General features: G+C 42.1%; 21 protein-coding genes. 8 read left to right on the forward strand and 13 right to left on the reverse strand.

Annotation, left to right across the window (positions count from 1 at the left end):
* Positions 1 to 3: 3 nt before the first annotated feature.
* The 5 genes from GOP56_RS12140 to GOP56_RS12160 form a co-directional block, all read right to left on the reverse strand.
* Positions 4 to 2,409 (reverse strand): septation ring formation regulator EzrA, encoded by a 2,406-nt coding sequence (locus GOP56_RS12140; protein WP_163245720.1) that lies wholly within the window; start codon positions 2,407 to 2,409, stop codon positions 4 to 6.
* 34 nt (positions 2,410 to 2,443) lie between these two features.
* Positions 2,444 to 3,061: a forespore capture DNA-binding protein RefZ gene (refZ, locus tag GOP56_RS12145; RefSeq protein WP_003334851.1), complete on the reverse strand. Its 618-nt coding sequence runs from the start codon at positions 3,059 to 3,061 to the stop codon at positions 2,444 to 2,446.
* 800 nt (positions 3,062 to 3,861) lie between these two features.
* Entirely contained in the window at positions 3,862 to 4,869 is a 1,008-nt protein-coding gene (locus GOP56_RS12150; protein WP_163245721.1) for an MBL fold metallo-hydrolase, read from the reverse strand.
* Between the two features lie 42 nt (positions 4,870 to 4,911).
* Positions 4,912 to 7,182: a sensor domain-containing diguanylate cyclase gene (locus GOP56_RS12155; RefSeq protein ID WP_163245722.1), complete on the reverse strand. Its 2,271-nt coding sequence runs from the start codon at positions 7,180 to 7,182 to the stop codon at positions 4,912 to 4,914.
* A 30-nt stretch (positions 7,183 to 7,212) separates the two neighbouring features.
* Positions 7,213 to 7,818: a histidine phosphatase family protein gene (locus GOP56_RS12160; RefSeq protein ID WP_163245723.1), complete on the reverse strand. Its 606-nt coding sequence runs from the start codon at positions 7,816 to 7,818 to the stop codon at positions 7,213 to 7,215.
* A gap of 270 nt (positions 7,819 to 8,088) precedes the next feature.
* Here GOP56_RS12160 and GOP56_RS12165 point away from each other — a divergent pair, with 270 nt between their 5' ends.
* The 6 genes from GOP56_RS12165 to GOP56_RS12190 all read left to right on the forward strand — a co-directional run bounded on the left by GOP56_RS12165 (position 8,089) and on the right by GOP56_RS12190 (position 16,103).
* Positions 8,089 to 8,892 (forward strand): YcdB/YcdC domain-containing protein, encoded by an 804-nt coding sequence (locus tag GOP56_RS12165; RefSeq protein WP_254068410.1) that lies wholly within the window; start codon positions 8,089 to 8,091, stop codon positions 8,890 to 8,892.
* Between the two features lie 398 nt (positions 8,893 to 9,290).
* Complete coding sequence (rpsD, locus tag GOP56_RS12170; RefSeq protein WP_031309519.1) at positions 9,291 to 9,887, forward strand: 30S ribosomal protein S4; 597 nt, start codon at positions 9,291 to 9,293, stop codon at positions 9,885 to 9,887.
* 506 nt (positions 9,888 to 10,393) lie between these two features.
* Positions 10,394 to 13,489, forward strand: coding sequence for a penicillin-binding protein 1A (locus tag GOP56_RS12175; RefSeq protein WP_163245724.1), 3,096 nt, complete (start codon positions 10,394 to 10,396; stop codon positions 13,487 to 13,489).
* Positions 13,490 to 13,639: 150 nt separating this feature from the next.
* Positions 13,640 to 14,272, forward strand: a complete 633-nt coding sequence (locus GOP56_RS12180; protein WP_163245725.1) for a GNAT family N-acetyltransferase — start codon at positions 13,640 to 13,642, stop codon at positions 14,270 to 14,272.
* A 36-nt stretch (positions 14,273 to 14,308) separates the two neighbouring features.
* Entirely contained in the window at positions 14,309 to 14,956 is a 648-nt protein-coding gene (locus GOP56_RS12185; protein ID WP_163245726.1) for a CBS and ACT domain-containing protein, read from the forward strand.
* Positions 14,949 to 16,103, forward strand: coding sequence for an acetoin utilization protein AcuC (locus GOP56_RS12190; RefSeq protein WP_035318664.1), 1,155 nt, complete (start codon positions 14,949 to 14,951; stop codon positions 16,101 to 16,103). Before GOP56_RS12185 ends, GOP56_RS12190 begins: the two co-directional genes overlap by 8 nt.
* 143 nt (positions 16,104 to 16,246) lie before the next feature.
* Here the strand turns inward: GOP56_RS12190 and GOP56_RS12195 are convergent, their stop codons facing one another.
* From GOP56_RS12195 to GOP56_RS12215, 5 genes are all read right to left on the reverse strand, one after another.
* On the reverse strand, positions 16,247 to 17,098 hold the full coding sequence (locus GOP56_RS12195; protein WP_163245727.1) for a VOC family protein: 852 nt from the start codon (positions 17,096 to 17,098) through the stop codon (positions 16,247 to 16,249).
* A 266-nt stretch (positions 17,099 to 17,364) separates the two neighbouring features.
* Positions 17,365 to 17,607, reverse strand: coding sequence for a glutaredoxin family protein (locus GOP56_RS12200; RefSeq protein ID WP_003342511.1), 243 nt, complete (start codon positions 17,605 to 17,607; stop codon positions 17,365 to 17,367).
* A 4-nt stretch (positions 17,608 to 17,611) separates the two neighbouring features.
* A complete protein-coding gene (locus GOP56_RS12205; RefSeq protein ID WP_003334836.1) occupies positions 17,612 to 18,322 on the reverse strand; it encodes a 5'-methylthioadenosine/adenosylhomocysteine nucleosidase in 711 nt (236 codons plus the stop codon).
* A 24-nt stretch (positions 18,323 to 18,346) separates the two neighbouring features.
* Positions 18,347 to 19,360 (reverse strand): catabolite control protein A, encoded by a 1,014-nt coding sequence (gene ccpA / locus GOP56_RS12210; protein WP_022585820.1) that lies wholly within the window; start codon positions 19,358 to 19,360, stop codon positions 18,347 to 18,349.
* 322 nt (positions 19,361 to 19,682) lie between these two features.
* Positions 19,683 to 20,777 carry a bifunctional 3-deoxy-7-phosphoheptulonate synthase/chorismate mutase gene (locus GOP56_RS12215; RefSeq protein ID WP_003334834.1) on the reverse strand — a complete coding sequence of 365 codons (1,095 nt, stop codon included), beginning with the start codon at positions 20,775 to 20,777 and terminating at the stop codon, positions 19,683 to 19,685.
* 265 nt (positions 20,778 to 21,042) lie between these two features.
* Between GOP56_RS12215 and GOP56_RS12220 the strand changes: the two genes are divergently transcribed.
* A complete protein-coding gene (locus GOP56_RS12220; protein ID WP_163245728.1) occupies positions 21,043 to 23,229 on the forward strand; it encodes a cell division protein FtsA in 2,187 nt (728 codons plus the stop codon).
* 46 nt (positions 23,230 to 23,275) lie between these two features.
* On the opposite strand, the gene ytxJ is transcribed toward GOP56_RS12220, so the two are convergent.
* The 3 genes from ytxJ to GOP56_RS12235 form a co-directional block, all read right to left on the reverse strand.
* A complete protein-coding gene (gene ytxJ, locus GOP56_RS12225) occupies positions 23,276 to 23,602 on the reverse strand; it encodes a bacillithiol system redox-active protein YtxJ (RefSeq protein ID WP_003334832.1) in 327 nt (108 codons plus the stop codon).
* A gap of 84 nt (positions 23,603 to 23,686) precedes the next feature.
* On the reverse strand, positions 23,687 to 24,088 hold the full coding sequence (locus tag GOP56_RS12230; RefSeq protein ID WP_003334831.1) for a hypothetical protein: 402 nt from the start codon (positions 24,086 to 24,088) through the stop codon (positions 23,687 to 23,689).
* Positions 24,089 to 24,407: 319 nt separating this feature from the next.
* Entirely contained in the window at positions 24,408 to 24,647 is a 240-nt protein-coding gene (locus GOP56_RS12235) for a hypothetical protein (protein ID WP_371807969.1), read from the reverse strand.
* Positions 24,648 to 24,808: 161 nt separating this feature from the next.
* On the opposite strand from GOP56_RS12235, the gene GOP56_RS12240 reads away from it, so the two are divergent.
* Positions 24,809 to 25,921, forward strand: coding sequence for an aminopeptidase (locus GOP56_RS12240; protein ID WP_003334828.1), 1,113 nt, complete (start codon positions 24,809 to 24,811; stop codon positions 25,919 to 25,921).
* Positions 25,922 to 25,924: the final 3 nt, after the last annotated feature.

Raw genomic sequence — 25,924 nt, forward strand, 5'->3', positions numbered from 1 at the left:
CGACTAACGCTCTCCTCTTTTTTTCTTACGTAGCATCCAGCGCCCGCCTGCATCGTCATCATGATCACCCTCAATAATCAGGCGAGCTTCTTCTGCCAACTGGTAGGCTTCGGTAAAATACAACTGACGGAAAGCTTGCTCTGATTTTGTTAGCAATTCATTTACCTGACGATTTAAGCGTCGGTAGCGATTCGTGTATTGAATAGCCCCCTCCGCTGATTGGCAAGCTGCAATAGTATTTTCAGCCATGTAATGTGTATCCATTAGCTGTTCATGCGCCTCTTCCAGATAATAAGCAACCTCACGAATGTCATATCGAGTATTCTCCATTCGTAGCTGAATTTGCCCTAATAGACCGACAACAGTGTCAAACTTTGTTTTCAAGTCATCTGGTACGCCCGGCAAGTAACTACGCTTAATGCGCTGTCGGATACATATTAATTCGCCTGAGATACGCTCCATTTCGTCCAAAATATCATCTTCTGTTTCAATAAATGGTCTTTCCTCAATTTTAACCAGCTTCTCAGATTCCTGTGACATTGGTTTAGGAATTTTCGGCATGACCAATTCATACTCATGCTGCTCTTCTCCGTCCGCTTGTCCCCGCTTCCTGCTATTTATAAGAGAACGGCCCTTTTGCAGATCACTTTGCGGAGCAGGGGCGCTTTGCTTTGCAGCAGGCGCGTCCTCTGTCATTGTTTCACTTACCGCGGCTTCCCGGTATGCTACCGTCGTATCTGCCGCATCAGAAGGTTGAGTAGCAGGATGATCTGTCTCTTCCCTCGGTTCTTCATTGCTTCGTTCGGCATTTTCCTGAATAGCTTCCCTTGTATTCTCGGCAGTGACTTCTTGATGGTCATCTGCAAGCTCTTTGAAGGTATCCTCATGTGTTAGAGTAGATGAGGACTCTACGGGCTGAGCCTGATCGGTAAGCCCCTCCCCTTTTTCTCCAAGCACGGCTTGTTCCAGATTGCTGTAAATCGATTCCACCTTTAAGACGAATGCTTTTACATGTGTTTGCAGCATGTGGAAATTGCCCTCTTCTAATGCATTCCCAGCAGCGGTCACCAATTGTTTTACTTGTAGCAATTCCTCATCTAAAGCCGTTTGGTTCAGATCATACTGACCACCTAATGCAGTCTCGATATCCTGTTCAAGCTGATGCAGCTCTTCTTTCATTTCGGTACGCACTTGATTGACATAGGTAGGCAGCTGTTCTAATAAGTCGCTCGTTTCTCTTAAAATAGAGTGAGCTTCAAAAGCTACTTCTGCCGCTTTGACATTATCTCCACTAGCAATAGCAGATTTAATTGTTGCCTTCATGTCGCCAACGCGATCTAAATCGGTTTTTAATTCATGGAAGGAAAGGCCATACTCCAATCTTACATCAGACAGTTTTCGTTCCACCTGTTCTAGCATCTTTTCAAGCTCTGGTATCGCTTGCTTATTCTCATTTTTAGCTTGTACAACCTGAGTCGTATCATTCTTAAGATCTTCTAGTTCATCCTCAATGTCATTGAGCATCGTTTCGCCTTCAAGAATCAGGTTATTGGCTACTTTAAAACGGAAACGATCACAAGCTTCATCCGCTTCTATAATCAACATTTCGATATCGGGAATACTGGTTCCAAGCAGTTTTTCCTTACGTGCTGCAAGGGCTACATAGCGTTCCTCAGTCACCCCTGACACGCGACGCTTATTTTTTTCCACTTCTATTTTTTCAATTTTTTCCAGCAATTCATCTTTCCAATCTTCTAGTTCATCAATATCACGCATAAGCGTGCGACGACGCATCGTGAGTATCATCAAATAAATGAGTCCCACAAACAAAGCTCCTGCCAAAACAAATACCCACCACGGCAGCCAATTCAACAATGTATTTTCCTGAGATTCGATGTTTGGATCTGCATCAGTCGCAGTCGCTGTTTCCGCAGGCTTTGGCAATTTACTCAATTCACTCTGAACTTCCTTGGCAAATTGAGAGATACCCTGATCAAATTTAGCCGTGTTCTTCCAAGGATCGAAATAAGCGGTCAATTTCCCCTTTAATAGCTCGGATTTTGCTCCTTGTTGAACAAGCTTAGGGCCGGCATAAACACCTAAATCCTTCTTTTGCTTGTCCAACACCATCAAAAGGGAATCTTCTTCTAATTTATACTCAGCATAGAGCTTCTGGGCATACTCATCAGGAGACTTTGCTTCTGGCTCTGTACTTTCGACTACAACAACCTTATAGTTACCTGGTGTTTGTTTAAGTGATTCTTCAAGATTTTTTCGTTCATCTTTTTTAAAAATCTTTGCTTGGTCTTGTACAATGTCACTCGTCTTCTTCGGAAATGGAGACGCCATTGCCACATTGTGAAAGCAAAGAGTACCGGCAAGACATAACAACAACAGCCTTTTTTTCACGGTTGGACAACCCCTTTACCAACTTGTTTCTCATTCAACTTGTATGTACTAAGAGGGAACGCAAAAATTGAACGCTTGAGGTGACAAGCCATTCACAAAAATCAGCAGAACCCGGTTCTAAATAATATACTTCACGGACAATTTGTGGATTCAGGTATGGATAGGTCAAAATACTGGAAAGATTCATCAAAACAGCATCGACACCGACACCTCGAAACTCCCCTGTCCGTATCCCATCTTCTATCACGGTAGCAAAGCAATGCTTCAATTGATGTATATAGACGGTCATTACCTCTCGTGCGAGCATGGATTCCACACTTAATTCCCGCTGAATTAGCCTAGTTACCAACGCATGTTCATGTTGATAAAAAATAAATAACCTTACGATCTTTTCTAACTGTCCCATCGAATCCTGCGGCTTTTCCCTCTCCCATTGCTCCTGTACGATTTGGAAAAAATGATCATAGTAGTGGCTGATCAGCTTTTCCAAAACTCCCTGCTTGCCTTGAAAATGGTAAGAAATTAAAGCAACGTTAACCTGAGCCTTCTCAGCAATTTGACGCACAGTAGTACGATCATATCCCTGTGAATAAAATAATGAGGCTGCGGCTACCAGTATTCTTTCTTTCGTGTTATGCTGTTCAGTTCTCATCTTTATCATCCTCGGCTACTTCTTCTCCGTTTTTTTCCTACGATAGATCCAAGCCATATGAACTTACCTATAGCGGCAGTCCTTAGCAAAAAACGTAGTGTATGAGCGTGAAATTCTAAAAATCATGTCCCATTGTAGCCTCTAAGATGGTGTGTTGATATCTTGCCAAATCATGCTGTAAACCGTAAAGAGCGATTACATCTAGCAAAAAAGGCTGCTGGCTCACTTTTTTTGGCCCAATCAAAAGAGGATCAGGTACCGAACCATAAAAAAGCGGAGAGTAGCCCCTAAGTCGTAGACAGCCATGTAATAAAAAAGCTGGCTATCTCGCCAAATATCAGAACCGTTACACCTACAAGCAATAAAAAGGGGACAAAACGGAAAGAAGGTTAGTAGGACGGCGATAATACAGCTTACCACAATCGCCCAAATGCCAAAAGAGTGTATATAATGAGCAATACGTTTGCAGATTCTCCTGTACCAATATGTTCCCTAGTTTCACCTACGTTACTAAAAAAGAACTAGTAAAAGGTAGGAGTAACGGAAGAATGATTTTGATCATCCATCCACCTCTCTATCTTGAATAGGAACTCATTTATTATAGTACAGATCGACATGCAAAAAAAGGGTGCTTCCCTGTTCTTTCGACAATAAAAGCTATGTATAAAATTACCTTACTACTAGTTCCTTACTCACTCTCTCTACATAGAAAGACGCAAGATAGGAGGGAGAGGATTCATTTCACTAAAAAGTCCTTACCCGCTTTGTCTAACAGGAAAGGACTTTTACTGAAGGAAGGATTATAGTGAATAATAGAGAACGCCCTCTTTATTTTGTACGTGTATCTGATGAACCATCACTAGTAAATCAATATGTCCCAAGGTTTCAGAAATAACGAGAGGCAATTCCTTGAGGTAGAGCAGCGGAAATAAAAGGACAGCTAATTCAAAGGCGGTCTTTGGACCATCATGCAAAAAACGGCGGATCGCATTGGTACGCTCCCAGGTCTTCTGCAATCGCTCAAAAATCAGCTCGCGACTGTTCTCGATCGGTTCACCATGTCCAGAAACCACTAGCTTAATATCCATCCCTGCACACATCTCCAAGGCGGTCCGGTACTGCACTAATGTTAGCGGTCGAGTCATGCTACGATCTCGTGGTGGTTCAATAAATGCATTGGAAGAAATGGAAGAGATCAGATGATCCCCCGCTACCAATAATTGATCAGAGGCCCGATATAGTGATAAATGAGACTGAGAATGTCCTGGTGTAAATAATACTTGCCACTCAGGAAAATGAGGAAGGGCTTGCTCATGAACAAGAGATTTATCCACCTTGCTTTTCTCTTGGAAGGTGGCCATCATCCTGCGAAATTTTTCCACAACAGATAGTAATTCCTCTGGTAGTCCACACTCTTTATACAAAGTAATAAAAAATTCATCATGGAACTGCATGAATTCCTCATCTTGTTCAACATATGGTGCTGCCAGAGGGTGGGCATATACCTTTGCTTGTGATAGATGTTTTACCTTCTCCAATTGTCCAATGTGATCCACATGGTGATGTGTAAGCACAATTTGCCCCACGTCTTCCAGCCGATATCCAATCGAGGCTAGTCCATTCTCTAAACTACTCCACGCCTCTTCTGTTAACGGACCTACATCGACTAGCGTGATACATTCTTGACCTTCAATTACATATACGTTCACATCTCCTACTGTAAATGGAGTAGGCAGAGAAATTTGATACACTCCCTTTGCTATCTCTGTAGCGGCCTTTGACAATCTATTCTTTGATACGGCAGACATCCTATCTCCCCCAGATTTTTACGGATAGCATTTTCCCATAGCCTACCATATTTTACTCGACTCACTCTTTCTTACCTGATTTCGCCCCTCTTGCTTTGCTTTATATAAGGCCACATCTGCATCGTGAAACAGTTCTTCTGCCGAGCGATTTTGTTGAACATCCCTGCTCCACATAGCAACGCCGCAGGAAATCGTAACACTTGGTTTACTTTCCTGTTGCACACGAATACGAATGCGTTCTGCTATTTTACTGGCAATCAGCACATCAACATGCGGCAGGTAAATCGCTATCTCTTCGCCGCCCCATCTTGCTGGAATATCGCTGTCCCTAATACAGTTCTTAATAACAGAAGCTACCTGATACAATATCTCGTCCCCAACAAGGTGGCCATAGGTATCATTAATTCTCTTGAAGTAATCAATATCAATTAAAATTAAGGAGCCCTGCTCATCTGCAAGTAAGGATTTCTTCACGTTCTCATTTAAGTATCTACGTGTAAAAAGCCCTGTTAAATTATCGGTGATAACCATGCGTTCCACTTCACTAAGCAAGAGAGCATTAGTAATAGCTAAGCTAGTGTGTTGCCCAAATAATTCCAGTAATTTATAGTCATCATAGGTAAAGAAATTAGGCTTATGATCTGCTACCAGTAAGAGTCCTGATACTTCTGAATCTTGCAACAAAGGAACCCCCATCACAGAATGATAGGGAAATAACTGATGAGGTAAATGAGTAAAGCTGTCGGAAGAAGGCAAAATTTTCCGCTTATCAATTACAATTTCAGCAATCGGAGTAGCCGAAATCGGTACGAATTGTCCGATCTGATCGCTCTTGGATGAAGAGATGATTTGCATCCGCTCACCGTCTGATGCTTTTTGCAGGATAGCAGAATAGCTCGCATCAAACGTTCGATGCAGCATCTTAATCACGAACTCAAGTATATCTATCATGTTCAAACTACGATTAATCTGCTGGGCCATCTCATTGATTAAGCGCAATTCACGAACCATGTCGCGTGATTGCTGATACAACTGAGCGTTTTCAAAGGCGTTCCCTGCTGTTTCCGCTAAAATAGAAATAAATTCGGTCTCTTTCGCGGATAAATTAATGATTTCATGGGTAGCCAATTGGAGAATCCCATAAATTCCTTGTCTCCCATGTAACGGAGCAGCGACAAAAGTAATCGCTTGCTCATCTATGATCTCTTGGCCCATCATTAGCTTTCCTTCCAGATAAGCCTGCTGACTGACCTGATTATGTTGTTTTTTTAAGGAAAAGGTCTTGATTGGTAGATTTGTTTCCATTTCCATAGTAAGATACAGTTCCGCTGAAAAATACGGATATAATTGCTTGATACTTGCAAGCACTCCAGCTAGTACGTCATTTACGTCAATCGAGGCATGAATTTGTTTTGTCAGTTGATAAAGAAGCTCCTTCTTTTGAGTTTCCCGTAAGATATCATGCATGTGTAAAGTCCTATGCAACTGATGGCTGACCTGTTCTCCAGTCGAATGAAGCATCTCGATATCCAATTTATCTAAGCATTGCTGTTCTTGATCGGCTACATGAAGAATAAGTGCCGCGATCGGTTCATCCTCCACATAAATTGGATACATCGCAACGCGGGAATCTTCTTGATAAACCTCTGCCTTTTTAGATACAAAGCAATGTAACACCTGATGTATTTTAGAACCTGCGTATACAGCGGAATCTGTTGTGTAACGCTCCTGCGGCAATAAATGTCCACTTTCATCCAATTTAATAAGCGAACAATGCCCCCTTCCCACCATAGCGTGTAAACCGTTAACAACTGTCTTCATAAATGGAGTGGCTTCCTTACATTTGCTCGCTTCCACTACGATCTCACTGGCCATGCGCTGAATAAACCCTTTATAACCAAGCGAATATAATCCTTTTACCATTTCACCGTAGGTTCGTATATTGACCAAAGCTTCCTGTGCACAAGTAAGAATGCCTGCAATCGCATGTATATCATCTGGTTGAGGACCTAAGGCTTGCAACAGCCATTTGTAATCACCACACTCAGAAGTAACTCGCTCCTTACTAATTACCTGGCCTTTTTTCCAAGCTTTGGTTACCTCCTGCTTAACTAGCTCCTCCATAGCATCTTGAAAAAAAGTTGGAGGCAAATGTGCCGGGAGTGTTCCCAATTCATAAGTAGCGATTACACCACGCTCTGGAGTAGCAAAGAAAAGGAGCCCTGGTGCTTGTATGGGCCAAGAAGGCAGAAAAAAGGGAACAACGCTATCAAATAATTTACCTACTGTTCCTATTTGCGTTCGTGTCCGCAATGCTGATTCCTTCTTCCTCTATATTAATCATTAATCGGTTATGGTTTCCTCTAGATGGTCAACTCGACTTATCTCCATAACTTTCCACGATTTATTCTCCACATGCAAAATGGTGATTCCCGTATTGCCAATTTTAGTGATCCCCGTACCAAGCTGACCTTCAGTAATATAATGCAGAAAAGCATTAATCAAACCACCGTGGCTTACAACGGCAATTTTTTGACCGGGATGTTTCTCAATAATTTCGCTTAGAACACAATCAGCTCTCTTTTGCATAGCGTGATAGGATTCAATCCCGCAGATTGACTGATGTGGTTCAACATTTAGCATATCCTTTTGTACATCAGCAAGGTGGCGCCCCTCCCAATCGCCATAGCAACGCTCACGTAATCCGCGTACTTTCGTGACAGGAACAGGAATCTGCTGGCGTTCTCCTACACGTTTCGCCGTCTCAAAGGCACGTTTTAAATCGCTTGAATACACATGAGCAAAGCCTTCTGAAGCAAGACGATTCGCCAGCTTTTCCGCTTGCTTATACCCTAGCTCGTTTAAATCGGTATCCGTATGACCTTGTATTTTCTGTATATGATTCCAATCCGTTTCTCCATGTCGGATTAAGTATACGATGGTTTCCATGATAGTAAGACACCCTACTTTCCTTGCATGAATATGTACAATTTAATTATAATGGATATAATCACGAGATACTAGAATCTTCAAAATTCAATAACACATTTTTCCTAATTTTTAAATTCCACTGAAATGCTCAAAACTCCTCTTTCGTTCTAGTTCTTTATACGACGCCAGCATGACTTCCTCGTCTCATTGCCTCCCTGTTGTTACCGTTATATATATGTCAGTTTCATGTACATACATTACACATTGCAGGTTTAGGAGATTTTATTTATGCATTCATTGATCCGTTCAATAAGCCTACTTAGCTTATCAGGCATGTTGCTACTTTCAGGCTCAGTCGTTGAAGCTAACACAAACACAAAATCACCCCAACAGCATCTCCAACCCACAGCTCCTCTAGTGAGCAAGTCCCAATTAACAAGAGAACAAGCACTCGCTATCACGTCTGAGTTCGCAAAGGAATGGTCCAGCATGAATCCAGTTCCAACCGATAGCTACTTTACATTAAATGAAGATATGAATTTATCTCCCACTTGGACGTTTGCTTGGGAGAATAGTGGTAACATTGATCGAAGAAAGCCATTCTTTTTACTAGTCGAAATCAATGCAAACTCAGGCGAATTAAATAGTTATTCTCTTTCACATCCATCTCTCTTAGCAAATAAAAGCAAGAAACCTATCTCACTAGAGCAAGCTCAACAAGCAGCCGAAGCGTTTCTACGTAAACATGCTGGCAAAAAATTATCAAGTATTTCCTTGAAGCCTACACCTCTTTCAGATAACAGAACAGCACTTACCTCTACAGAATACATTTTTACCTACCAAAGACAAATAAACGGAATACCTTTTCCTGATGATTCTGTAAGAGTTACAGTCAACCCTAATGGGACAATTGTATCTTACTTTTCTACATGGAGTGAAGATTTGAATTTCCCTGCTGATTCAAAGAAAATATCTCCTGAGGAAGCTACTAAAATTTTTAAAGAAAGCCCTTTTATTACTTTAAGCTATAAAATACCAGATTCTAAAGAAACGGAAATAACTGATCCTCGACTAATCTATGATTATGAATGAAACAAGAGGATCATCGTGATAAAAATCAACAGTCGTCAAAGTCAAATCCCTTGACTCTCGTCTATACACTACAACCCTCTAAGTCTCGGCATTAGTCATCCGCAAGCTTTGATTTTCCCAGTGGATTCCGGCTGTTATTCTTAGACAATCTCTTGACTTTACCTAGAGTCAGCATATAAAATAAGAGTTATGTTTGAATAGGGTAGCATTGATTGTAGGTAAAAACAAAAGGAATACGAGGTTTGCCTTTTAGTTTCACCCCCTTTGCCTTTTGACTGCGGCTGTTTTTCAAGAGGAGCACGATGCAGAAACGCTACCGTCTGAAGTTCGTGTATGAAGATGAAACTTGCCTTTTGGAAGTAAACACCTACGAATCCAACTTAAAGGAGAATGAGCATATGTCTCGTTATACAGGACCACGCCACAAGCTGGCTCGCCGTCTAGGTATCTCTCTAGATGGAACAGGAAAAGATCTTAAACGTAACTACGCACCAGGACAACACGGTCAAAGCCGTCGTAAATTGACTGAGTACGGTATTCAGTTACAAGAAAAACAAAAACTACGTCATATGTTCGGTGTAAACGAAAAGCAATTCCGTCGCACTTTCGAACACGCTCAAAAAATGAGAGGCGTATTGGGTGAGAACTTCATGAAGCTTCTTGAATCCCGCCTTGATAACGTAGTTTTCCGCATGGGCTTTGCTGCAACTCGCCCAGCTGCTCGTCAGTTGGTTAACCATGGTCACATGACTGTTAATGGTAAAAAAGTTGACATCGCTTCTTACCGCGTACAACCAGGAGATGTTATCACTCTTCGTGAAAAATCTCGTGGCCTTGCTATCGTAAAAGAATCTTTGGAAGCTCGCACTTTCGTACCAAACTTCATCACTTTCGATGATAACAAAGTAGAAGGTACTTTCACACGTCTACCAGACCGTTCTGAAATGCCTGCTGAAATCAACGAAACTCTGATCGTTGAGTGGTACAGCCGTTAGTCTTTACTTGGAAACATCAAGCTTCACATCCTTTGGGTGTGGAGCTTTTTTATTTGTACGCGACAATATTCGATTAAATCCTCGCTTCCCACCCCCTAGGTCTATTGCGTTTATAAAGACTCTTATGTGTCATCAGCTATCTTAGGATAAAGTCAGAAACATCAAAATTTAGAGGAATAGCCTAGTATTTCGAAACCTTGACGTTACATTTGCGTCAATTATTAGGGAGAGTTTTTTCGTTTACGTAGCAATAGCTTATTTACAGGGAAAATCTAGTATAGAAGGGCTTATTTGCTGGAAAAGAGAGGTTCAGCTTACTCTATCATTCTATTTTTCATACGCTAGCTAGCATTGCCAGATATGGATGTGATTCTGACCTACAAATGCCTTCATTCATGGTTATCGGTCATTTTACACTCAAATTACCTATGGCTCGACATGATTCTACCCCAGTATTTTTACTTATGGTATAATGGGGCTGATCTTTTAAGGGGGAAAGGACGTATATGCAGAATAAAGATGCTTCTGCCAAGAGGCCTAGACGCAAAATAGGGCAGCGCGGCAGAAAGAAGCACCCTGTACGAGTAGTTCTTGCATACTGTTTTTTGTTAGGATTTATGGGGCTGTTTCTCGCAGGTGGAGTTGCTACGGGCTACATAGCCGCTCTTGTGAATGATGAGCCGATCCGAAGCAAAGAAGAGATTCAAGAGCTCTTGTTTAGCAAGTTTCAAACAGGGTTCGCCTACTATCAAGATGGTTCCTTGATCGGTCAGCTTCGAGCTAAGGGAGAAGATCGCCGGATGGTGAAGATTTCGGAGATTTCACCCGCGCTCATTAACGCCATCATTGCCACAGAGGACAAGTATTTCTATGAACATAATGGAATAGTTATTCAATCTACCTTACGTGGAACCATTCAAGAGCTTACTAAACAAAGTGTTATAACAGGTGGTAGTACTCTTACACAACAATTGATTAAACGTACCATCCTCTCACCTGAAGTAAGCCATAAACGAAAAGCGAAAGAAATTCTTCATGCCATACGAATCGAAAGAATGTTTAGCAAGAATCAAATTTTGGAAGCTTACATGAATGACGTTTATTTTGGTAAGGACGCCAATGGCTCTAACATTTATGGCGTTCAAGCAGCGGCAAAAGGGATTTTTGGCAAAGATGCAAGCAATCTTGATCTAGCCGAAGCCTCTTACTTAGCTGGACTTCCGCAGAGTCCTATGGCCTACTCTCCTTTTAACAAGGAAGGGTATCGTCGCGGACTGGAGCGCCAGAAAATGGTGCTAGAACGGATGAGAGAGAACAATTACATAACAGCTGCTCAACAACAACAGGTCCTCTCCACTAATTTACAGGCACATCTCGCCAAACCAGAAAAGCGTGCATACGCTGAACACCCATTCCTTATGATGGAAATTGAGGAACGTACTGCTGAGGTTCTGTTGGACCAAAAGCTAGCAAACGAAGGTCGTGATAAATCACAAATTGGCCGCAATGAATATCGTCAGCTCCTAGAGGAGCAACGACGTCAAATTCTCCAAAAGGGCTATCATGTGTACACGACTGTGCATAAGGAAATTAATACCGCCATGGAAAAGATCGCTGCTAATCCCAAAAACTTTGGTAGCAATCGTACCTATTCTGTGACACGTGGTGGAAAAAAGGAAAAGATCGAAAACGCTCTAGAAGAAGTAGGCGCAACACTCATTGATAACAAAACAGGTGCAATCATCGGCATGATGGGTGGCCGCGACTTTAACGTTGAACAAACCAATCACGCCACCGCCTCTCGACAACCCGGTTCAGCTATGAAACCAATCGCCGCATATGCACCAGCATTGGAGCTTGGTATCTTACAGCCGGGAAGCCCAATTGACGATTCACCTGTACTATTGGCAGATGGAAGTAAAGGTACTCACCTGCCGCTTAACTGGGACCGCAAATACCATGGTATGATGAGTGCCCGCGAAGCTCTGCGTCAATCCTGGAACGTACCAGCTATTAAAACGTATTTGAAAGTCGGAATTCCGACCGCTTTAAATTATGTGAAAAAAATGGGTGTCACCACTCTGGTCGATAGTGATAATTATGCGGCTACCGGAGTTATTGGTGGGCTAGCTTACGGTCTAAACAGCGAAGAAATTACCAATGCATTTTCTACATTTGCCAACGATGGAAACTTTGTGGATGCCTACATGATTCAAAAAATCGTGGATAGCCGTGGAAATACCATTTATGAACACAATGTCACACCTGTTAAAGTATTTAGTCCACAGACCGCCTATCTGATGACAGACATGATGCGTACCGTTGTCAACTCCGGTACTGGTGCTTCTGTGCGAAAATATGTACCCAAAGGCGTAGATATGGCCGGAAAAACAGGAACTACCAATGATTCCTACGATCTTTGGTTTGTAGGCTACACACCTGATGTTACCCTTGGTGTATGGACAGGCTATGATGTTCCAACTACCATTCCTGGTTCTGCACAACGCCGACCAATGGAAATTTGGGGTAAGGTGATGACAGAGGTCTTTAAAATTGATTCCAAAGTGGCTGACAAATCAGCGAAGTTTAGTAAACCAAGCGGCATTGTCAGCGCAACAATTGATAGCAAGTCCGGCATGTTGCCAAGTGAGCTATCGAAACAAACCGGCCACGTGATTACCGATTTATTTAATCAAAGATTTGTACCAACCAAAGTGGACGATTCTCATCAAAAAGTTCGTGTTGTTCAAGTCGGTGAGGTTCTCTATCTGGCACAGGAAAATACACCAGATGATTTTGTAACAGAGGGCGTCTTCTTTAAGAGTCCAGAGCCACTCCCATCATCTGATCAAATTTCTGCGAAAAATAGCAGGGTTGGAACTAAACCTGCCGATTGGGCAGAGCGGATGCCGGAAAAAGAAGATCCACGCGTAGCTGTAGATGGAACACCTTCTGCTCCATCAGGCGTTACTATTGCGAAATCAGGTAGTGGCACGACCCTTACGTGGAATGCCAGCCCAGAGCAGGATGTACTAGGCTATCGTATCTATCGTGCAAGCGCAAACGGTGGATTTGAAAAAATCGCAACCGTTAAGGACCCGAAAACGACAACGTACACTGATGCGAAACGTAGTGACCATGGTTACTATGTAACAGCAGTTGACCTTTCAGGTAACGAGTCTCAGGCATCTTCTACGTCAGGTGCAGGTGTGGATATCCCAGGTGATAGCAATCCGCCTGTACAGCCAAATCCTGACCACAATCAACCAGGCACGGAAGTAGATCCTATTGCTCCACCTGATGGCGGCCAAACAACGCCCCCGCCAGTAGCTACTAGTGCACCGAGTAAAGTCCAAGGCGTTAGTGCTTCTAAAACAGCAGATGGAATTAAAGTCAGTTGGAAAAAGGGTCCAGCGAAAGATCACATCGTTGCCTACAACGTTTACTATGCTATGAATGGTACAACGAACTATCAATTGATGGATTCCGTATCCGAACCAAGCTTTGTATTAACCACAAGTGAGCCTGGAGGCAGCTTCTACATCACTGCAGTGAATACCTATGGTGAATCTGCTCCTTCAGCTCATGCGAAAGTAAAATAAATAACCACAAAAAAGACTGTTGGGGCATCCATCCCGGCAGTCTTTTTTTATCCATGGCGGATTCTTGAATTTTCAAAAATATAAGACTCCTTTTGTGTGGAATAAGATATACTAAGCATGTAGATTCGTGGGAAGCGATGGTGAGGCCTAGTGATTCATAGGAAAACATTTTATCAAAAAAAAGTATGGGTTCATGATAACCAAATTATAATTGAAGGGCCAGTATGCTCTGAGGACTTGGCTACTATGGAATTTGATGAAGGTTTAAAAGCATTTCGCGCTCCCAAGCAACAACAAGAAGCACTTGTCGAAATTGCTGGCCTGCCAGAAGGACGAATTATAGTGGCACGCCATGAAAATGTAGTTTTGGCCTACGTCACCTTCCTACATCCTGACCCACTGGAGCGTTGGTCTATGATTAAAATGGACGATTTGCTGGAGCTGGGAGCTATTGAGGTAAGCTCAAAGATTCGTAAAGGCGGTATAGCAAAGCAGATGCTAGAAGTGGCCTTTATGGACGATGCATTGGAGGATTACATTATATTATCAACAGAGTACTATTGGCATTGGGATTTACAAGGAACTGGTTTAAGTGTCTGGGACTATCGCAAGGTGATGGAGAAATTGATGGGCAGTGTCGGTATGATGTGGACGGCCACCGACGATTCCGAAATTTGCTCACATCCAGCAAACTGTCTAATGACACGCATTGGTAAACGAGTTCCGCTTGAAAGTATGACTACCTTTGACAGCATGCGTTTTCAATCACGTTATATGTATTAAGAAATTACGCTCTTGATTGTTGAAAGGAGTTTGTCTATGCGTTTAGAAGACTTTATGCGCAAACAGGTAGTCACAGCTACCGCTACCACAAGTATAGGCGAAGCATTAGCTCTCTTAAAGCAAAATCGCATTCGCCATCTACCTGTCCTAGATAATCAAATCCTTGTCGGAATCGTCTCCGACCGAGACTTACGTGATGCACTCCCCTCTTCCTTATACGCTAGAGCCGATGATCATATTATTATGACCAAACCCGTACAAGAGATTATGAATACAGAAGTGATAACCGCCCACCCTCTTGATTTTCTTGAGGAGGCTGCCAAGACCATGTACGAGTACAAGGTCGGGTCGTTGCCAGTGCTTGAGGAGAATAAATTAGTAGGCATTGTTACAGAATCCGATATTTTATATAAAATGATTGAACTGTTTGGTGTAAACAAAGCCAGCTCCCAGATAGAAATCGAAGTAGAAGATCGCTACGGCGTGTTAGCGGAAGTAAGCCAGATTATCCGTGAATCGAAAGTAAATGTTAGTAGCGTTATTGTGTTTCCCTCCACTACAGAAGGGAAGAAAAATCTGGTTTTTCGAGTGACGACCATGGATACTCGTACGGTGACAAGCATGTTACGTGACAAAGGCTTTCATGTACTCGACCCGATCAGGGGGGAATTCCTACGTGACTAGTACCCCCCGTCTAATCTATTCAGCCGACTATACCAAATATTTTTTTCATGAGGAGCATCCCTTTAATCAAAAACGTTTATTACTCACATATGATCTCATGCAAGCTTATGGATTACTCACCCCAGAGAATATTATAGCTCCACGCTATGCCACCGATGAAGAATTACTGCTCGTACACGATCCCAGGTATTTAGAAATAGTCAAACGACAGGGCACTCAGCCAGAAGAATTGCCGCTTGCAGCTAGCTATGGCTTAGGAACCGAAGATGTCCCTATATTTGCAAATATGCATGAAGCTACATCTCTAATTGTGGGAGGAAGTATTTCAGCAGTCGATATCGTGATGAACGGACAGGCGGAGCATTCCTTTAATCCTGCCGGTGGATTGCATCATGCCTTTCGGGGGAGAGCATCTGGCTTCTGTATTTACAACGATTGCTCTGTAGCAATCGCATACATACGTAAACATTGGGATGCCCGCGTCTTATATATCGATACAGATGCCCATCATGGTGACGGCGTTCAATGGGCCTTTTATGACGACCCCAATGTCATGACGATCTCCCTGCATGAGACAGGAAAATATCTTTTCCCAGGTACAGGAAATGTTACGGAGCGTGGAGATGGCCAGGGCTTTGGTTACTGTGTAAATGTACCACTTGATGCTTTCACTGAAGATGATTCTTTCCTTGAAATATACGAGTCGCTCCTCCCTAGAATCGCACATGGTTTTCAACCTGATATCATCATTACTCAAAACGGTTGCGATGCCCACAACTACGATCCTCTCACACATTTGAGCTGCTCTATGCGTATCTATCAGCAAATCCCCCGACTTGCTCATAAACTAGCTCATGAGTTATGCCAAGGAAGATGGGTAGCCGTTGGCGGTGGAGGCTATGATATTTGGCGTGTTGTTCCACGTGCTTGGACGCTATTATGGAGCGAGATGACAGATCAATGGCTATCAGATGGTCCTCTTCCTACTGAATGGTTACAAAAATGGCTTCCGTACAGTCCCTTAGAATTACCTCCCTGTTTATTTGACGATGTGAGTGCGTTCATGACGATCCCAAGACGTGGAGAAATTAGCGAAAAAAATCGTCTCTCCTTTGGTAAAGCAATCTTGCATGCTCCTCATTTATAAAATGATTGTCTCAGCCTTCTTATTTTTCTTTTAAAAAATAATCTCTAAAAGAGAAGAGTATTGTTACGTCTCCTCTCTAACACGATAAAAAGAGGTATGCCAATTCCAGCATACCTCTTCTCTTATCTATAACACCTACATTGTTACACGACTAAATGAATCGTATTGCCAAATGGATCTTTCGTAATCTTGATCCCGTTTTCTTCTGTGACAGTAGCCCCGAAGCTTTTTACCTGCTGAACCATTCTTTCTCTCGATTCCTCGTCAGGTAATACCAGCGTATAGGATTGTAAGCCAACGCTATTTGGGCTTGGCGCAGATGCACCGGCACTTACCCATGTATTCAAACCGATATGGTGGTGATATTTTCCTGTAGAAATAAAGAGTGCCTGATTCCCATATCTTGATACAACTTCAAATCCAAGCCCTTTCGTATAAAATTCCTCCGCCTGCTGTAAATTGGCTACCTGCAAATGGATATGCCCCATAATCGTACCGCTTGGCAATCCCCTCCAAGCATCCTCTTTATTTTCTTGTAACACTCCTTCGATATCCAAAGCTTCCGTGCTCATTCCTACAGAATCGCCCTCCCAAACCCATGTCTCAGATGGTCGATCCGCATAAATTTCAATTCCATTTCCATCCGGGTCTGCCAAATAAACTGCCTCACTGACAAGATGATCAGAAGCTCCTTGTAGCGGATATCCTTCTTGTAGGAGGTGTAACAACGTATTAGCCAAGTCCGCACGATTAGGAACCAAGAGGGCAAAATGATATAATCCTGTCTTCCATGGTTCTTTCGGTGTTACATGGTCTGGCTTCTCAATTGTTACCAGAGGAGTTTTTCCATTAGCAGTAAAAACCACTTTTGTTTCTGTTTGATCGAGAATCTTAAGCCCTAACATATCTTTGTAAAATGCTATAGAACGCTCTAGATTTTCAATGATAAGGTGAACCTGACTTACAAATGTATATGGATAACCATGGAAATTCATTCTTTCCAACCCCTTTTGCTCGATATATGGAATAACATCTTTTTGATTATTAAATAAAAGTAAGTTGATTACTTAATGTAAGTATATATAATATCAATGTCCTTGTCAATTCATTATCTATCGTAAATTTTCATGAGGAATTCCCCCTCCCCTGCCTGAAAAAGAAAAACGGATTCGTACGATGCATAATGCATACGATACAAACCCGCTTTTGTCATATAAGCGACCCTTACCATTAAGTATGAGTATATCTGCTTATTTTTATGTTATTTTGATTTTCCTAACATTTGTAAAATACCATCAGGCTGGTATCCTTTTACTGCTTTCCCATTCACGACAGTAACAGGAACACCCATAAACCCGAATGCTTCTACCTCTTCCTGATACTGGCTACTGCTCATAACGTCTCTCACTTCATAAGAAACGGATTTCTCATCTAGCATTTTTTTAACCATATCGCATTCAATACAGCCCTTTGTTGAGTATATAATTGCCTTTGATTGACTCATCTTGTTAAGCCCCCTCTTTTTTCATCGTATGAAGCATGTTCCTTACCATTTGATAGGAACGCTTGGAAGCAAGCTTCGTAAATTCAAGGAAATTAACATGAGCTGAACCATCTGCACAATCAGACATCGCACGTACAATAACAAAAGGCACCTCATTCATGGAGCATACCTGAGCGACTGCTGCCCCTTCCATCTCTGTGCATGATGCTTGGAATGTTTCCGATAATTGCTGGACTTTTTGGCGATCTGCAATAAATTGATCACCTGAGAGGATACGTCCTGTAACAATCTGAATATCAGCTTCTAACTGATGGCCAGCATTTATTGCTAATTCCTTCAATTTATCATCTGCGATCCAACACCATGTTTTCTCAAAAGGAATCTCCCCTGGTTTGAATCCAAGTGAAGTGGCATCGATATCATGCTGCATGCAATCTGTGGAAATAACAATGTCACCGATGTTTAAATCTGGATGGACAGCACCAGCCACACCAGTAAAGATCACCTGACTTACCTGAAATTCCTGAATGAGGATTTGTGTGCAGACAGCAGCATTTACTTTACCTACACCTGATTTGCAAAGCACTACTTTTTTCCCCAGAAATTCACCTATATGATAAGTGATACCCGCTTTTGTGACGGTTTCTTTATTTTGCATGTCTTCTAAATACAAAGCGATCTCTTCATCCATCGCTCCCATGATTCCGATAGTCATCTTCTCACCCTCTATCCCGCGTAACTATTCTTCTGCCATTTCCTTCGTACTTTGACGATACTCAATCCGATGTGGCAATAACACAATATGATCTTCAACTTGTTCATTATTCATATACTTGGTTAACAATCTCATCGCAACGGCCCCAATATCATACATTGGTTGAACAACTGTAGAAAGACGAGGGCGTACCATCTCTGCTAACCGCACATTGTCGTGACCAATTACTTCTACATCCTCAGGTACAGAGTGTCCCAAATCCTGAACAGCATGAATCGCACCTATTGCCATTTCATCGCTGGCTGCGAACACGGCTGTTGGAGGTTCTGCTAGTTTCATGAAGTCTCCCATGCTTTGAAGACCTGATTCATATCGGAAGGAACCATTAGCAACCAATTGTTCATCATACGGTAATCCCGCATCCAATAACGCTTGTTTATAGCCCTCAAAGCGCACGAGTCCTTCTAACGGGTATGACATTGGCCCTGTAATGATCGCTATACGTTTATGCCCACGTCTAATTAAGGCCTGAGTAGCATCATAAGCCGCTTGGAAATGATCTATTGTCACTGCTGGTAACTTTCCTTCTGGATCGCGAGTAGCCGCTAGAACCGTTGGAATGGACGCCGTTTTTAAGGAATGAAAATGATCTTCTTTGATCTCGGCTCCCATGAATAACAATCCATCCACCTGTTTTTCTAATAAGGTATTGATTAATTGCAATTCTTTTTCTAAGCGGTGATCTGAGTTACAAAGAATGATATTGTATTTATACATGGTAGCGATATCTTCAATACCCCGTGCTAGCTCAGAAAAAAACTGACTGGAGATATCCGGAATAATAACCCCTACCGTTGTGGTTCTCTTGCTTGCTAGACCCCTTGCTACTGCATTGGGGCGATAACCTAGACGTTCAATAGCGGTCATTACTTTTTTACGTGTTAATGGCTTTACATTCGGATTGCCATTAACGACCCTTGATACAGTTGCCATCGATACTCCTGCTTCACGTGCTACATCATATATTGTAATTGGCATATTACGTCCACCTATCTTTTCCAGATTATACCTTTCAGTATTATTTTCATAAATTTATAGCCATATAATACGATATGATACCCATAGTTGCAACCGTTTTCTCAACCTACATTTTTCCTATTAACGGCATGATTTCGCCGTTTTTGGTCCTTTCGTCTCTTAATAGGCTGGTTCCATTAGCACAGAGCCCGCCGGAAACCACCACCCTGCACTCTCTTCAAGCTATGTATAACATCTACTCCTGACTCACCCTACCATAAGAGAAAAGCAGACCGCTCCAATGAGAGGCCTGCTAGGGTTACACACGGTTTTGGTTCTGCTTTTATTTCAAAATAGCGGTTTCTGGTTTGTAAAGACCAGAAGCATAAAGTTCATCTAGCATTTCATTGAAAGCTGGGATCGTTAGCTGTTGTTTTGCATCGGATAATGCTACATCTGGATCAGGATGAACTTCAACCATGATACCATCCGAACCTACTGCCAAGCCCGCTTTCGCTGTTGGAAGCAATAGGTCTCGGCGGCCAGTCGAATGAGTCACATCTACAAATACAGGTAAATGAGTCTCTTGTTTTAAGATTGGCACAGCAGAGATATCAAGGGTGTTGCGGGTTGCTTTTTCATACGTACGAATACCACGTTCGCAAAGCATTACCTGCGTATTTCCTTCTGATAGAATATATTCAGCAGCGTAAATGAATTCCTCGATGGTCGCTGAAAGCCCACGTTTTAATAAGATAGGGTGATTAGTACGACCCGCCGCTTTTAGCAGTTCGAAGTTTTGCATGTTACGTGCACCAATTTGAATAACATCTACATATTTTGTCGCCATTTCAAGATCAGCTGGTGTTACGATCTCACTAATGGTTACTAAATTAAACTCATCGCCGATGCGTTTCAGAATCTCTAATCCTTCCACTCCAAGCCCTTGGAAGTCATATGGAGAGGTACGCGGCTTGTATGCACCACCGCGAAGCACACGCAATCCCTGTTTCACGTGATTTTCAGCTACAGCACGAACTTGATCATAGCTTTCTACTGAGCATGGGCCGGCAATCAGAATCTTCTCTTTTCCACCAAATTCCACGCCTTTAATAGTAAGAACCGTATCCTCTAGTTGTTTTTTACGGCTTACTAGTAGAATTTTCTTATCCTCATCCTTTTGCAGGTCAAGAGAAGCACTAAAGATTTGTTTGAATAAATGACGAATAGCCTCGTCGCTGAATGGTCCATTGTTATTCTCTACAATTAGATTCAACATGTCGCGTTCACGTTCTGGATCAAAACGATTCACGCCCTGCTTGCTCTTCTCTTGGCCTAGCTCTTGAACCAAAGAGGCACGCTTGTTGATCAATTCTAATAATTGCAAATTAATTGTGTCCAATTGGCGGCGAATGGCCTCAATTTGTTCATTTCTCATCTCTACTCCACCCTTCTACTTTTTCCCTTATCGTTTGCAAATCACAGTATGGTTATACATAAGACGTTCTGAGTTATCTGTTATTATAGTAGATGATTAGACGTTTGACCAGCCCTTTAGTACCAAAAAGCGCGAAAGTAATTGTTACAAGCTACATTTTTTTTGAAAAAGGTTAATTTAATGGGGTTTTATTATCTTTAGAAGCTAGTATATGATAGAGAAAATACGTAAATCTTCCATTCCAAATGGGAAGGAGACATTTCATTTGCTAGAAGAACATGCAGATAAGCAAAATAACACTCTTTTTGCTTTAGATATTGGTACCCGTAGTGTAGTAGGACTTATCGTTGAACCGCTTGAAGAGAAAGATAAGTTTCAAATTAAAGACTGTTACATTTTAGAGCATAAGGAACGCTCTATGCTGGACGGACAAATCCACGATGTACTTGCAGTCGCTGAAATCATCGAGAAGATCAAGCAGCATCTATCTGAAAAACACGGTCCCTTACAAGAAGTGGCAGTAGCAGCAGCAGGACGCTCGCTGAAAACAAAGCGCGTGCGCTTCGAGCTTCCTATCTCCCATTTACCCGTGTTGACCAAAGACGATGTGCTTACTCTGGAGTTTTCTGCGGTACAAAAGGCACAGGCAGAATTAGCCCAAGAACTGAATGAATTGGATATTACACGCTATTATTGCGTAGGGTACAGTGTGGTTAACTACTATTTGGATGAGGAGATTATCGGTAGCCTAATCGATCAACGTGGAACAAACGCTTCTGTTGATGTTATCGCAACGTTTCTTCCACGCATGGTTGTAGATTCCTTGTTAGCAGCTCTCAAACGAAGTGGTCTGGAGATGAAGGCCCTTACCTTAGAGCCGATTGCTGCCATTCATGTATTGATTCCTACTACGATGCGTCGATTAAACATAGCACTCGTTGATATCGGTGCTGGGACCTCTGATATTGCTTTAACAGAAGATGGAAGCATAACGGCTTATGGCATGGTGCCAACAGCCGGAGATGAGATTACAGATGCTCTTATGAATGCTTATTTACTCGATTTTCCTGTTGCAGAAGAGGTAAAGCGCCAGCTACACGATCAAGAAACCGTTCAGTTCCACGATATTTTAGGAATCGAACAGGAATTAGCTACAGATCAGGTCATTGCGGCTATTGATTCTGAAATCGAATCCCTTGCTGAACAGATCGCTCATAAAATTTTGGAGCTGAATGGCAAGGCTCCTCAAGCAGTTATGTTAATTGGGGGTGGAAGCTTAACTCCGACTCTGCCAACAAAGGTAGCCCAGCATTTAGGATTGCCAGCTAATCGTGTTGCCGTTCGAGGTGCTGATGCCATCAAGCAATTTGTTGGTGAACATCCCTTGCTAAACGGGCCTGCATTTGTAACACCTGTTGGAATTGCTCTCGCTGCACATTCCCAACCGATTCGTTATGTAACGGTTACTATTAATGATACACCTGTAAGGCTCTTTGATCTTCGGAAAATGACATTAGGTGACGCGCTCCTAGCGGCTGGTATGGATATTAAGCGGCTTCATGGCCGTCCAGGTCTAGCTATGTCAGTCAATGTGAATGGACGTCTTAAAATCATCCCTGGAGGACATGGAACCTCTCCTACCATTGTAATCAATGGTCGAACAGGCTCACTCGATTCTCTTATTTCTGATGGAGACATCATTCGTGTAAGTCCAGGTGAGAATGGTATGGAAGCAACTGCTTTGGCTCAGGATCTCATTGATTCAAGTCAGGTACTCCCCCTCACAATTAATGGCGAGGAGTTGTTACAGCCTCCTATTGTTTTACATGAGCGCATCATTCTAAAAAGCGATGCCTTGCTTTCTGATCGAATGGATTTGGAGATGCGTCTGCCTAAAACCGTCGGGGAAGCCATACAGTCCAGCAGGTTTGCCACATTGATACAGGAGGTAGCTGAAGCTCCTTTATTTACGATTACATGTAATCATCAAACCTATTCTCTTTCTTGCAAAGAATTACATATTCTTTTAAACGGCAAAAAGGCTACTCTATTGGATTTGGTTCATTCACAAGATACCATCCATTGCGAGGTTCACGATTTAGAGACCCCAACAATCGGTGATTTGATAAGTCCAGAGGATATGGTTCAGGAGACTGTAAATGTTTATGTAAACGACCAGCTTATCTGTCTAGAAACAGGTCACATGGATATACAGCTCAATGGTAATCCTGCTACCATTGAAACCCAGCTTCAGCATAACGATGTTGTAACGATACACTCCGCAGTAGGAGAAGCACCTATGGTAAGCGATATATTTCGTTATATAGAAATTCCCGCTCAGCCGATTGGAACAAACCAGCTACCTACTTTCATCATGAAGGTAAATCATGTAGCAGCTTCCTTCCAAACCCCTTTAGTAAGTGGGGATAAAGTAGAACTATACTGGGAGTAAAATAAGAAAGACCCCATGCTGAAGATGGGGTCTTTCTCCTATCTGCTTATTTCATAGCTTGCTCAATAGCGTCCTTCGTAATCTTCCAATGAGAGGTATGCCATGATACTGCACCGTCCTCAATAAGGAAGATTTGTGGTGATTCGTGTTTAATCTGAAATTGCTCCGCGATCTCATTGGAGACAGGGCGAGCTTCACGAACGAGAACCTCGGCAGCCTCTACATCGCTATTTGCTTGCAAATACGCATGAAAATGCTCATGAGCAGACGTACTGATCGGACAAACCGTACTATGCTTAAACAGCAATAGTTTGCCTGGTTTCTTTAAGAATTCTTGCAGGTCTTCTTGGGATTGCAACTGTTGAAATGCCAAATAAGCCCACTCCTTTCTCAATACCCTAGATGAACATTATGATAAAGAGAAAGCGAGCGAAAGGCAAATTTTTTCCTATTTCCATTACACTTCTATCTTAATTTGAGTCAGCTTTCTTTGGATTTCATTAATCCATTGCTGATCATTAAGCGATTTAGCCAGCAAGTATAAATCAAGTAGTTCATTTACTCTCTCATCAATCTTATCTTTTAATTCTTCATCCCCACTCTGTTCAGCGATGATGACGAGTAAATTCGCAAATTCACTGATTGCTTCGAAAGCAACCTCTTGCTCTTTTGGTTGATCTCCTAAGTTAGTCATCAGCTGTTTAAGATCATCCTTGACGAGATCGACAACCGATGTACAAGCACATGCTTCATCTTTGCAGACATGAATAGGCACATTACGAATTTTCACCCGACTGCGATAGATTACACTGCGCAGCGCGATGTCCATTTCTTTGCCACATTTGCTGCAATATTTCATTTGTATTTCTTCTCCTCTCTCAAAACTGCCTTCCGTCCAGCTTTATCTGTCTGTGTATTGATCTTATGTCTGTGTCACCCAGTTCGAGTGAAGGATATCATAATCCTGCTGAAGATCGATTGGTACATGATGGCAGTCATTTTTAACGCTAAACGCCCAAACGCTTTCTCCATATGTAAAAAGCGCATCCTCTACACATTGTAGGGGTTTCCTTTCACTTTTACATGTCATACTTTCTGTAACTAGATGAAAACTTTGGCATCCATCCGTTGATTTTGGTAGATAAATGCCAAAGATACCAGTATTCTTGCCCCAACAATTAGTGATAAATAGCGTTTACTTTCTCGCATGTAGGACAAATAGCAATTTTACCCGAATGTCCAATTTCATCCTCTACCCGATAACCGGTAATTTTTTCTGAGAAGCAAAAGAGACACTCTGAATTAAATTCCATATCGTATTGAGCTTTCCAAGCAATCGATTTGAAATCCTCACCTACACAAATAGTCATATACAAGTGCTCGTTTGGTTGTAACGCATTGATATCTCGATTCATCATATCCATTCCCCGCCTTTTTGTGAATGTCTTTATTATCATTCAGCTTTTCCACATTTTCAGAATAATAAACATCAATAAAAATATTTTTACCGAGGTACTTCGCTTTCCAAATTTTTTTGTGTACAATATGAGCAAGGTCATAAAAGTGAGGAGATACATATATGAAAGATCCACGTTTAGAAAAATTGGCACACAATTTGGTCAATTATTCCATTCGTGCTCAAAAGGGCGAGCACGTTCTTATTCATTCCACCGGCCATCAGCCTGAGTTAGTAAAAGCCCTCATTCGCAAAGTATACGAAGCTGGAGCTCACCCATATGTTCAGCTTCAAGACCCTGCCATTCAACGTGAATTATTAATGAACACAAACGAAGAACAACTGGCTGTCCTGCGAGATGCTGAAGTTGCCTTTATGAAAAAAATGGATTGTTTCATCGGAATTCGTGGAAGCAATAACATCACGGAGCTTTCTGATGTTCCAAGCGACAAAATGAGTATGTATTCGCGGCAATTACAAAGACCTGTTACAGATATCCGTGTCCCTGAAACAAAATGGGTCGTTATGCGTTATCCAAACGAATCCATGGCTCAATTGGCTAGCATGAGCACAGAAGCGTTTGAAAACTTTTACTTTGATGTTTGCAATTTAGATTACAGCAAAATGTCCAAGGCTATGGACAACCTGGTAGAGCTGATGAATAGAACGGATAAAGTTCGCTTAACTGCTCCAGGAACAGACCTAACCTTCTCCATTAAAGACATTCCAGCAATCAAATGCGCTGGAGAGTGTAACATTCCAGACGGTGAAATTTTTACTGCTCCTGTGAAGGACTCTGTAAATGGTACCCTTTCCTATAACACTCCATCTCCGTATCAAGGCTTTACCTTTGAAAATGTGAAGCTGACATTTAAAGATGGAAAAATCATTGAGGCTACCGCTAACGATACAGAACGTATTAACAAAATCTTCGATGAGGATGAAGGTGCACGTTACATTGGAGAATTTGCTATCGGTGTGAACCCTTATATCCAAAATCCAATGAAAGATATCCTGTTCGATGAAAAAATTGACGGAAGCATTCACTTTACGCCTGGACAGGCATATGATGAAGCGTTTAACGGAAATAAATCCTCCATTCACTGGGATATGGTATTAATTCAACGTCCAGAATGGGGTGGTGGAGAAATCTACTTCGATGATGTTTTAATCCGTAAAGATGGTCGTTTTGTCCTACCAGAGCTAGAATGCCTCAACCCTGAAAATCTTAAATAAAAC

Source organism: Brevibacillus sp. 7WMA2, from assembly GCF_010748895.1.
GTDB classification, from domain to species: Bacteria; Bacillota; Bacilli; order Brevibacillales; family Brevibacillaceae; genus Brevibacillus_B; species Brevibacillus_B halotolerans.

What these genes read in the sequence shown, in the direction of transcription:
- refZ (WP_003334851.1), bottom strand. Translation starts at nt 3,061, where the DNA reads ATGAGAACTGAACAGCATAACACGAAAGAAAGAATACTGGTAGCCGCA.
- GOP56_RS12150 (WP_163245721.1), bottom strand. Translation starts at nt 4,869, where the DNA reads ATGTCTGCCGTATCAAAGAATAGATTGTCAAAGGCCGCTACAGAGATA.
- GOP56_RS12160 (WP_163245723.1), bottom strand. Translation starts at nt 7,818, where the DNA reads ATGGAAACCATCGTATACTTAATCCGACATGGAGAAACGGATTGGAAT.
- GOP56_RS12165 (WP_254068410.1), top strand. Translation starts at nt 8,089, where the DNA reads ATGCATTCATTGATCCGTTCAATAAGCCTACTTAGCTTATCAGGCATG.
- rpsD (WP_031309519.1), top strand. Translation starts at nt 9,291, where the DNA reads ATGTCTCGTTATACAGGACCACGCCACAAGCTGGCTCGCCGTCTAGGT.
- GOP56_RS12175 (WP_163245724.1), top strand. Translation starts at nt 10,394, where the DNA reads ATGCAGAATAAAGATGCTTCTGCCAAGAGGCCTAGACGCAAAATAGGG.
- GOP56_RS12185 (WP_163245726.1), top strand. Translation starts at nt 14,309, where the DNA reads ATGCGTTTAGAAGACTTTATGCGCAAACAGGTAGTCACAGCTACCGCT.
- GOP56_RS12195 (WP_163245727.1), bottom strand. Translation starts at nt 17,098, where the DNA reads ATGAATTTCCATGGTTATCCATATACATTTGTAAGTCAGGTTCACCTT.
- GOP56_RS12200 (WP_003342511.1), bottom strand. Translation starts at nt 17,607, where the DNA reads ATGAGTCAATCAAAGGCAATTATATACTCAACAAAGGGCTGTATTGAA.
- GOP56_RS12205 (WP_003334836.1), bottom strand. Translation starts at nt 18,322, where the DNA reads ATGACTATCGGAATCATGGGAGCGATGGATGAAGAGATCGCTTTGTAT.
- ccpA (WP_022585820.1), bottom strand. Translation starts at nt 19,360, where the DNA reads ATGCCAATTACAATATATGATGTAGCACGTGAAGCAGGAGTATCGATG.
- GOP56_RS12215 (WP_003334834.1), bottom strand. Translation starts at nt 20,777, where the DNA reads ATGAGAAATGAACAAATTGAGGCCATTCGCCGCCAATTGGACACAATT.
- GOP56_RS12230 (WP_003334831.1), bottom strand. Translation starts at nt 24,088, where the DNA reads ATGAAATATTGCAGCAAATGTGGCAAAGAAATGGACATCGCGCTGCGC.
- GOP56_RS12235 (WP_371807969.1), bottom strand. Translation starts at nt 24,647, where the DNA reads ATGATGAATCGAGATATCAATGCGTTACAACCAAACGAGCACTTGTAT.
- GOP56_RS12240 (WP_003334828.1), top strand. Translation starts at nt 24,809, where the DNA reads ATGAAAGATCCACGTTTAGAAAAATTGGCACACAATTTGGTCAATTAT.